This window comes from Streptomyces sp. NPDC002130, assembly GCF_040296465.1.
Taxonomy (GTDB): Bacteria; Actinomycetota; Actinomycetes; order Streptomycetales; family Streptomycetaceae; genus Streptomyces.
On the sequence record NZ_JBEOXI010000074.1, the window covers coordinates 19955 to 29190 of the forward strand.

Sequence of the window (9236 nt, forward strand, 5' to 3'; positions counted from 1 at the left end):
CTCACAGGCCCTCCACCGGGCGCCGGCGCAGCCGGTGCAGCCAGTGCTTGAGGTGCAGGCGCCACGCCGTGTCGTCCTGGCCGACGTACACGCGCGGCAGGGCGTGCGGACCGGTCAGCGGGCCCGGGTCGATGGCGCAGGCGTACGTGTACCCCGCCTCCCGGACGGCCGCCACGGCGCGGGCGTCGATCGTGCCGTACGGGTAGCAGAAGCCGTCGGCCGGGGCGCCGGTCAGCTCCTCGAGCTGTGCGCGGCTCTCGGCGACCTCGGCCTTGAGAGTCAGGTCGTCCGCCTTGGTGAGGTCGACGTGCGTCAGCCCGTGCGAGCCGATCTCCACACCTTCGGCGGCCGCGCGCCGGATGCCGTCCGCGGTCAGCAGCGGCTTGCGCGGGCCGAGCGGATCCCAGGCGTTTTCGCCGCCGAGCCGTCCGGGCAGCACGAAGAGGGTCGCGCCGCAGTCCCAGCGGTGCAGCAGCGGCAGGGCGTCGGTGACGAAGTCGGCGTACCCGTCGTCGAAGGTCAGCCCGACCAGGTCGTGCCCCTCGCCCCGGGCGCGGGCGGCGAGCAGCTCGGTCACGGACACGCCCCGCAGCCCGCGCCGGCGCAGCCAGGCCAGCTGCGCCCCGAGCCGTTCGGGCGTGACCGTGATGCGGTACGGATCGTCCGAGCAGTCGCCCACCGAGTGGTACATCGCCACCCAGGGGGCCGGGCCCTTGCGCGGGGCCCGGGGTCTGCCGGTGTCGAGGGAGTCAACGGGAACGGCCATGTGTGAGCCTTCGTGTGACGGCGCGTAGGGAGCGCAGAGCGGACGCGGAACTCTGGGCACCGAAGGCCCAGCTGAGCGGGACGAAGACGAAGGTCACGGTCAGGAGGCCGGCCGTGAGGCCCGCCGCCGGGGACGGCAGCCGGCTCGCGGCGAACGCCCCCGCGGCCGTGGCGACGGCCGCGGCGGACACCAGCCTGCTCAGCTCGGCCAGGACCGGCCGGACACGGACCGAGACGCTGTGAGGGCTGTTCGGCCGGCCCGTTCGCAGCCCGGCGAGCAGCAGGGTCGCCGTGACGGTGATGCCGAGGGCGTTGGCGGCGGCGATCCCCGCCACTCCCCAGGAGTGCACGGAGCCGGCGCCGATCCAGGACGTCACGGCGATGCCCGCCGCCATCGCGCCGAGCGGGTACCAGGTGGCCCGGCCCGCTGAGAAGTAGGACCGCACGAGGGCGCCCACCAGGGTCTGGCCCAGCAGCCCGAGGGCGTACACGCGCATGACGTCCGCTGTCGCGTCGGTGTCGCCCGGGGTGAACGCTCCCCGCTGGAAGAGCAGTTCGATCATCTGGGGTGCGCAGGCGACCACCGCGCACATGCCCAGCAGCACCAGCCACGAGGCGAGCGCCAAGTCCCGCTCCACACGGCTGCGGGCCCGCGCGGTGTCGCCGTCGGCAAGAGCCCGCGCCACCACCGGGAAGGTGACGGTGCACACCATCAGCGACAGCGTCATCGGGATCTGGGCGACCTTCTGCGCGTAGTTCAGGTGCGAGATGGCACCGGAGGGCAGGCCGGAGGCGAGGAAGCGCTCCGCGAGAACCTGCGACTGGCGGCACAGGGCGAACAGGAGCACCGCGGCGATCAGGGCGAGTTGCATCGGCCGCTCCTCGCTCACCGCCCCGGCCTTGGCGAGGTGCGGCGTGGGCGACGTCAGGCGCCGCCACAGCGACGGCAGTTGCACCGCCACCATCAGACAGCCGCCCGCCGCGACCCCGACCGCGGCGGAGCGTACGCCCCAGTCCTCGCCGAGCAGGAACATCGCGGCGATGATGCCGGTGTTGTAGACGACGTAGATCGCCGCGGGCGCGAGGAAACAGCGGTGTGCCCGCAGGGCGGCACTGCAGTACCCGGCGAGCCCGAAGGCCAGCACGCAGGTGGCCGTGATCCGGGTGCAGTCGGCGGCGAGCCGGGGGTCGGGCAGACCGGGGGCGAGAGCCTGGACCAGGTGAGGAGCCGTGCCGGCGATCAGGGCGGCCACCGCGGCGAGGGCGAGGCAGAGCCGGGGCAGGGTGGCGCCGACCAGGGCGCGGACCGGGTCGCCCGGTGCGCCCCGGGCGCGGCGGGCCAGCGCCATGCTGAACGCCGGGATCAGCGCGATCGCCAGCCCGTCCTCGATGAGCAGCGTGGCGGCGAACTCCGGAACCGTCCACGCCACCAGGAAGGCGTCGGTGTCGCTCCCGGCGCCGAACAGCCGCGCCAGCGACTGGTCGCGCACCAGGCCGAGCAGTGAACCGGCGATGGACAGCGATGCCGTGACGAGCGCCGCCCTGGCCAGGAAGCTTCCCGAGACCGACGACTGCGCCGAGGCCTGGTCGGTACCGTCGCCGGTCTTGGTGGCGGCCCGCGCCGGGGGCACGGTCACCGCATCGTCCGTTTCGGAGCCGGGGGAATGCGAAGGCACCACCGTCATCGAACCAGGGCCTCCTCGGCGCGCTCACACACCCCGCTGCGGGGCGCTTCCACGCGTGCGTCGCCGGTCAGCGCCCACCAGGCCCCGAGCCCCATCGCCACAGCGATCAGCACGGTCGAGGGGCCGCCGATGTCGCCGTACATGAAGTCGGTCAGCAGCCAGATCAGCAGCCCGCAGGCGACCAGCCCGCAGTCGGCTCCCGGGCCGCGGTCGCGGACGCCCACAAGCCGCCGCACCCCGCACACCAGGAGCGCCAGCCAGCTTCCGGCGAGCGCGAGCAGCCCGATCAGGCCCTGCTCGCTCAGCACCAGCAGGTACATGTTGTGCGGAGACAGCAGCGGCTGCCGCTGGTACGCCGCTCCCGCGCCCTCGGTCTCGCTGCCCGACGACAGGGCGAGCGTGGCGTGTCCGTCCCGGTACTCGGGGAATCCCTTCAGCCCGACCCCGGTCAGCGGGTGCTGCCGCCAGATCTCCGTGGCGGACGCCCACAGGGTGTACCGGTCGACGACGGACTGGTCGGGGGCGTCGGCGACCTGGGCGATGCTGCCGATGCGCTGTTGCAGGAGAACCGAGCCCACACCGAACCCGCCCACCAGGATCACACCCGCGGCGACCGCGGCCGCGGCCACCTTGAGAGCGCGCCGCCATCCGGTCAGAACCAGCTGCACGGCGCACGTCAGGAACGTCGCGATCCAGGCTCCCCGGCTGAAGGAGAGCGCGAGCGGCAGCAGCAGCACCGCTGCGCACGCGGCGGCGGCCGCCCGCTGCCGTACGGACACCCGGCCCAGCGCGATACCGACCGCGCACACCAGGCCGAGGGAGACCGCCGTCGCCATGCCCATCACGTCGTGCGACCCGAAGGTGCCCACCGCCCGGATGTTCGCGCCCTGGTAGGAGGCACCGGTCCGGGTGACGAACTGGTGGACGCCCAGGGCCCCCTGGCACAGACCGAGCCCCACGCAGGCCCAGGCCACCAACCGGAAGCCGGTCCGGTCGCGCAGCAGCAGCAGTACCGCTGCCGGAACGAGAACGAAGGTCTGCAGATAGCGTCCGAGGCCGGCGAGCCCGGCCTCGGACGAGAACGCCCCCATGGTGGAGAGCGCGAGCCCCACGACCGGCAGGCCCAGAATCACCGCGGCGGCGGGCGACAGCGGGCGCCGCCGTTCGAGCAGGAGACGGATCACGCAGTAGACCACCACCAGCCCGGAGAACACATCGGCCGGCCCCGCTCCGTCCGACGTCAGTGGCAGCGCCAGCAAGGCCGGCACGGCCACTACGAGCAGGGCCGGTGTCAGCGCGTCACGGCGGGGGAGCGGGGTCAGTGCGAGGCTCACCTGTCTCAGCTCCCCGTGGGACGTACCACCGTGGCGGCGGTGCGCAGCAGAATGCAGACGTCCTGCCACAGGGACCAGTCGTCGATGTAGGCGTTGTCGAAACGGCAGCGGTCCTCGATCGAGGTGTCACCGCGCAGGCCGTGGATCTGGGCGAGGCCGGTGATGCCGGTCCGCATGCGGTGGCGGACCGAGTAACCGGGGTAGGTCTGGCCGAACTGAGCGACGAAGTAGGGGCGTTCGGGTCGAGGCCCGACCAGGCTCATGTCGCCCCGGAGCACGTTCCACAGCTGGAGCAGTTCGTCGAGCGACGTGCGCCGCAGCATCCGGCAGAACCAGCGCATCTCGTTCTCGTTCGCCACGCTCCACCGGGTCGCCGACTCGTGCTCGTCGACCGGGCGGTGCGTGCGGAACTTCAGCAGTGTGAACGGCTTGCCGCCCCTGCCGATGCGCTCCTGCCGGAACACCACGCCCGGCCCGTCGCTGATCCGCAGCACCGCGGCGAAGGTCAACAGCAGTGGGCTGACCAGCAACAACAGCGCCCCCGACACAAGGATGTCGAGCGTCCGCTTGGCCGCGCTGTCACGCCGGGCCTGGGACATGTCCAGCCGTCGGCAGGAGAACCCGGCCAACCGCTCCCGCGTCGCGTACGACGGGGTGTCGGCGTCGACCTCCCAGACCACGCAGCCCGCATCGGCCAGTGCCCGCAGCAGCGGCTCCTGTTCGGCGCGTACGGAGGGGTGCACGGCCAGCACCGCCCGTACCCCGTTCTGGATGACCGCACGCTCGACCTCCTCGGCGGTCGTCAGCACGGGCAGCGTCTCGGTGCCGTCCGGCTGCTCGGCGACGATCCCCACCGGCCGGACGCCGCAGCGCGGGTGTCGCAGTACGGCGGCGGCCACCCGCTGCGCGGTCGTGACCGGGCCGAGGACGAGTGCCGTGTGCGGGTGGCGCAGCAGCGCGGCGCGACGCCGCGCGTGCACGGCTCCGCGCAGCGCGCAGCCGGCCGCCGTGTGCAGGGCGAGACCGGTCAGCACGGTACGCAGGGACAACGCGTGTTCCGGCCGGTAGGCCGCCAGAAGCGCCGCGAGAGCCAGCCACGCCACCGCGATGCGGCCGCACAGGGCGGGCAGTTCGTCGAGCAGCCCGGGCACCGGCGGCCGCCCGTCGCGGCGGCGCGGCAGCAGCGAGGCGACGATCAGCAGGGTGACGAGGAGTGGGTGGCGCTGGGCTCCGGTGAGCGCGAGCGTGCCCGCAAGGGCGGCGAAGCCGTCGGCCACGAGCAGCGGGACGGGTGAGGCCGGCCGGGCCGCGGGCCGCGGGGCGGACGACCGGAAACCGGTGGTCGTGCCGCGCGGGGGCATGACCGTAACTGGTGAGGACCCGTGGTCCCGCGGCGGTACGCCGGGGGAAGGCACGGTACGTTCGGCGGTCACGAGTGGATGGACTCCCTGTACTCGGTGGGCTCGACGCGCTGTGCCGGCCGGTTCGCCTCGGTGCCACGTCCGGTGTCGAGCGGCTGACCGTGCTCAGCGCTGGGGGTGGTGGCGGTCCATGGGCCCAGCAGGTCGCGATAGACGTCCGAGACGGCTTCGGCGGTGTGCCGCACGTCGTGGGCGGACAGCACGTGCCGGCGGCCCTGGTCGCCGAGCGATGCGCGCAGCAGGGGGTCTGCCAGCAGCGCGGTGACGGCTCCGGCCAGCGCCGCCGGGTCCTCCGGCGGGACCAGGCACCGGGCGGAGTTGGAGGCGGGCAGACTCTCGCGGGCGCCGTCGACGTCCGTGACCACGACCGGCCGCCCGCAGGCCATCGCTTCCAGCGGCGCCAGGGCCATGCCCTCCCAGCGGGACGGCAGGACGACGAGATCGGCGGCCTGGTACCAAGGGGAGGCGTCGGCGACGGCGCCCGCGAACACCACGGATTTCGGGGCGTTCTCGCGAAGCCGGTCGTGGTCCGGCCCGTCGCCGACCAGGACGAGGCGGGCGTCGGGCACCTGCTGTTCGACGGTCTCCCACGCCTGCAGCAGGACGTCCTGCCCCTTCTGCCGGCACAGCCGCCCCACGCACACGGCGAGCGGTGCCGCGGGGTGGATGCCGGCGAGCGGGGCGAGTCCGGCCCGTACGGCGCCGGCGGCGGCCGGACGAAAGCGCTCCGGGTCGATGCCGTTGGGGACGACGGTCCAGCGGCCGGTGATCCTGGCGCCCATGCCGGTCGCGCGTTCCGCCTCGCTCACACACACCACGCGTGAGGCCCACCGCGCTCCCCAGCGTTCCCACATGAGCGCCATGGTCGCGGTGCCTCCACCGACGGCCTCGAACGACCAGGCGTGCGGCTGGAAGACCGTCGGGATCCGCCCGCGTACCGCGAGGCGTCCGGCGAGTCCGGCCTTCGCGCTGTGCGCGTGGATCAGATCCGGACGCACCTCGTCGATGACCCGTGCCAGGTGCCGTACCTCCCGGATGAGCGACGTACCGGGAGACCGCGTGGCGTGCCAGTGCCGTACGCGCGCGCCGAGCGTCCGCAGTTTCGTGGTGAGCGCGCTGTCGGGGCAGGCCACGGTGACGTCCAGGCCGTCCGACAGCTGCGCCTGGACCAGGTCGGTGACGACGCGTGCGACACCGCCGTCCACCGGCTGGGTGAGGTGCAGGACTCTGGGGTGGGGCGCGGTGGATGACAGGTGCATGTGCGCGGATTCCTCGCTCGCGAAGGCGTTCGGGGCGGGCGGTGACGTGCTCACCGCCGTGCGTCGACGGCGGCGAAGAGCACGCCGGCCCACGCCGCGTCCTGCTGAGACTGGATCCGGAAGGTCATCTGGTCCCCGCCGTTCTGCAGGGCGCTTCCGAGATCGAACACGTCGGAGTCGTAACCGAGGGTGTTGGTGTGGGCGGGCACACGGGACGCATCCGCCCCGGGCTCGCTGATGGTCGAGTTCAGGACGTCGTCGCGGGGGTTGGCGGAGTTGCTGAGGGCGGTCCCGGACTGGCCGGTCGTCACGGTGAACGAGTCTCCGCCGGTGCCGCGGTCGCCGTTGTACGCCACCAGGCCCGCACGGCCCCACGCGCCCGCGGCGAAGTCGAGGCCGCCCAGGCCGATCTCCTGGCCGGCCCCCAGCGGGGTGAAGCCGTCCCAGACCGCGAGGTGCCGCAGCGGCTCCGCCGGGTTCTCGTAGGCCACCACGAGCGTCCAGCCGCCCCAGGCCCCGGCCGTGGATCTGCCCATGGCGATGTTGATCTGCGCCACGGTGTAAAGACCCGCTCCGCCCTCCCGCACCAGCCGTGTCACGTCGGCCGAGGCCTGGAAGGCGTCCATGCCGTCCATGACGCGGTGTCCGACCGTCGTGTCCGCGAGCAACTCCTTGTACTCGCCGCCGGGTTCGGCGATCAGGACGCGTTCGTTGTCCTGCGGCGGCTTCTGTTCGCCCACGCGCAGATTGCCGCCCCAGTAGAGGCGCGCGTACGTCACCCGGGAGCCGCTGGGCAGGCGCACCTCCCCGCGGGAGGAGTTGTACGTGTTGGCGTCGCGGTCGACGTCGACGTAGAACATGTCGAAGTCGCCGTTCACGCCGGGGCCACCCGCCTGGACCTCGGGACACGAAGAGCTCTGGGCCGTGCGGCAGGTGATCGATGCGTTGGCAGCGCGTACGATGCCGCCGTGCTGGAGCGCGCGGTACCGCTCGGTGAAGCTGAGACGCTCGGCTTCCGGCGCGGGCGCGGCAGCCGGTGCGGCGGAGGGGGAGCTGCCGGCCGCCCAGACGGCGGCAAGAGCGAGGACGCCCACGGTCGCGCGGCGGAACAGCGGGCCCAAGGAATGACGCATGACCGGTCGTTGCCCTTTCGAACGGGGGGCCGTGGCAGAGCGCCACGAAGGCGATGTGTCCGCGCTGGGAGTGCGTCGGGCGGTTCGCAACTCTAGTCATCAACCGGACATAGTCGATGAAATCCGATGAAATCTGACAAGTGTGTCGGAATCGTGAAAGCGCGAGTCTCTGCTGCTTCCGGCCGTCGGCCTGCCCCTCGGGAACCGCCCTCCGCTCCGCGCGGGCCGCCGCATTGCTCCGTCAGGGCACGGAGCGGTGCGCCCTTACAAACCGTCTGATCAGCCCTGACGCGGCGAAAGGGGGAATTGCGGAATCCCGAAAAGCGTATGAGCGGTTGCGGGAAGGCGTGGGTGCTTTCACGGTGGGCTCAAGATCCAACGCCGTCGAAAGGAATTCCCATGTGTGCTCTGCCCGTGCGGCGCATCGCGTCCGGTGCGCTCTGCGCCGCCCTTCTGGTCGGGATCACCGGCCCCGTCGCCATGGCGGCCGAATCGTCCCGCGGGCACGGCCATGTGGCGCCCGAGGCCCGGCTTCCCGGCGTGGAGGCGCGGCTCGCGCAGATCGAGAAACTGCACTGGGGCGAGCTCACCCCCGTCGCCGACCTGCTGACGACTGTGCTCCGGAACAACAACGGCACACTGCCTCCGGCGGAGGCCAGGAAGCTCGGAGCCGCCGCGAAGGCCGCCCTGACCGAGGCGGCCGCCAAGCGGACGCGAACCCCGCTCATGTCGACGGTGGTGCGGCTACCCGCTCCCGCCCTGCCCGTCGCGGTACCCGGGGTGCCGGTGCCGCGCGCCGCCGACCCCGTGACCGACCTGCTGGACCTCGTGGTCGGAGCGGTCGACGGCCTCCTGGAGGCGATCACCTCGCGTGTCGACGGCGTCCTTCCCTCGGTCGACGGTTTGCTGACCGGAGTGGACGACCTCCTGGCCGCGCTGGACGGAGGTGGCCTGTCGCTCCCGGACGAATCCGATGCGTCGGCACCGTCCGAGGAGTCGTCCGCCGAGCCGGCCGGCCCGTTGCCGACACCGGAACCCGCCGAGACGGCTGTCACGCTCCCCGAGCTCTCGGAGATTCCGGAGATCCAACTGCTGACGCCGGTCGTGTCGCCGACTTCTTGACCCAGAGCCCGTCAGTCGTGGTGCCGACCTCAGGGAGCGGCGCCACGACTGTCGCTCTTCCCGCCCCACTTCGTGTTTCCTTCGGTTTCTTCCCGGCCCCGGTTCCGGTCTTTTAATAGGTCTCGTATGAGGTATCGGCAATCTTCGGGATCTCGGTTTCCGCCCAGACCAGGGCTCGTTAGGCACGGCGACAGAATCCCCTCCGGCGACGTGCGTTGCCGAAGAAAGGAACACGATGAAGTCTCTGAAGGCTGCCGCCGTCTTTGCCGGGTCACTGATCGCCGCTGGATCCGCCACCCCCGCGATCGCCTACAACGCTCCGCAGCAGGCGCCGACCGGCTACAGCGCCCCCGACCAGGCGCCGGCTGCTCAGAGTGCTCCGTACTACGCGTCGGCTCCTCAGCAGGCTGCTCCCTACCAGGCGTCGGCTCCTCAGCAGGCTGCTCCCTACCAGGCGTCGGCTCCTCAGCAGGCTGCTCCCTACCAGGCGTCGGCTCCTCAGCAGGCTGCTCCCTAC

The 9236-nt window shown here is 72.4% G+C and carries 7 protein-coding genes and 1 pseudogene; 2 read left to right on the forward strand and 6 right to left on the reverse strand.

Annotation, left to right across the window (positions count from 1 at the left end; all coding sequences use genetic code 11):
- Position 1 precedes the first annotated feature (1 nt).
- Genes ABT116_RS16665 through ABT116_RS16690 form a run of 6 tightly spaced genes read right to left on the reverse strand, consistent with a single transcriptional unit; the run spans position 2 to position 7597 of the window.
- On the reverse strand, positions 2-766 hold the full coding sequence (locus tag ABT116_RS16665) for a polysaccharide deacetylase family protein (protein WP_351633515.1): 765 nt from the start codon (positions 764-766) through the stop codon (positions 2-4).
- Positions 750-2450: a lipid II flippase MurJ gene (locus ABT116_RS16670; protein ID WP_351633518.1), complete on the reverse strand. Its 1701-nt coding sequence runs from the start codon at positions 2448-2450 to the stop codon at positions 750-752. Before ABT116_RS16670 ends, ABT116_RS16665 begins: the two co-directional genes overlap by 17 nt.
- Entirely contained in the window at positions 2447-3784 is a 1338-nt protein-coding gene (locus tag ABT116_RS16675; RefSeq protein ID WP_351633521.1) for an O-antigen ligase family protein, read from the reverse strand. Before ABT116_RS16675 ends, ABT116_RS16670 begins: the two co-directional genes overlap by 4 nt.
- A gap of 5 nt (positions 3785-3789) precedes the next feature.
- Positions 3790-5217, reverse strand: a complete 1428-nt coding sequence (locus tag ABT116_RS16680; RefSeq protein ID WP_351633524.1) for an exopolysaccharide biosynthesis polyprenyl glycosylphosphotransferase — start codon at positions 5215-5217, stop codon at positions 3790-3792.
- Entirely contained in the window at positions 5214-6464 is a 1251-nt protein-coding gene (locus tag ABT116_RS16685) for a glycosyltransferase family 4 protein (protein WP_351633527.1), read from the reverse strand. Before ABT116_RS16685 ends, ABT116_RS16680 begins: the two co-directional genes overlap by 4 nt.
- Positions 6465-6514: 50 nt before the next feature.
- Positions 6515-7597, reverse strand: a complete 1083-nt coding sequence (locus tag ABT116_RS16690) for a DUF3344 domain-containing protein (RefSeq protein ID WP_351633529.1) — start codon at positions 7595-7597, stop codon at positions 6515-6517.
- Between the two features lie 399 nt (positions 7598-7996).
- Between ABT116_RS16690 and ABT116_RS16695 the strand changes: the two genes are divergently transcribed.
- Positions 7997-8719, forward strand: a complete 723-nt coding sequence (locus tag ABT116_RS16695) for a hypothetical protein (RefSeq protein WP_351633531.1) — start codon at positions 7997-7999, stop codon at positions 8717-8719.
- Positions 8720-8954: 235 nt separating this feature from the next.
- Positions 8955-9236 (forward strand): annotated as a pseudogene (locus ABT116_RS16700) (hypothetical protein); the annotation flags it as partial.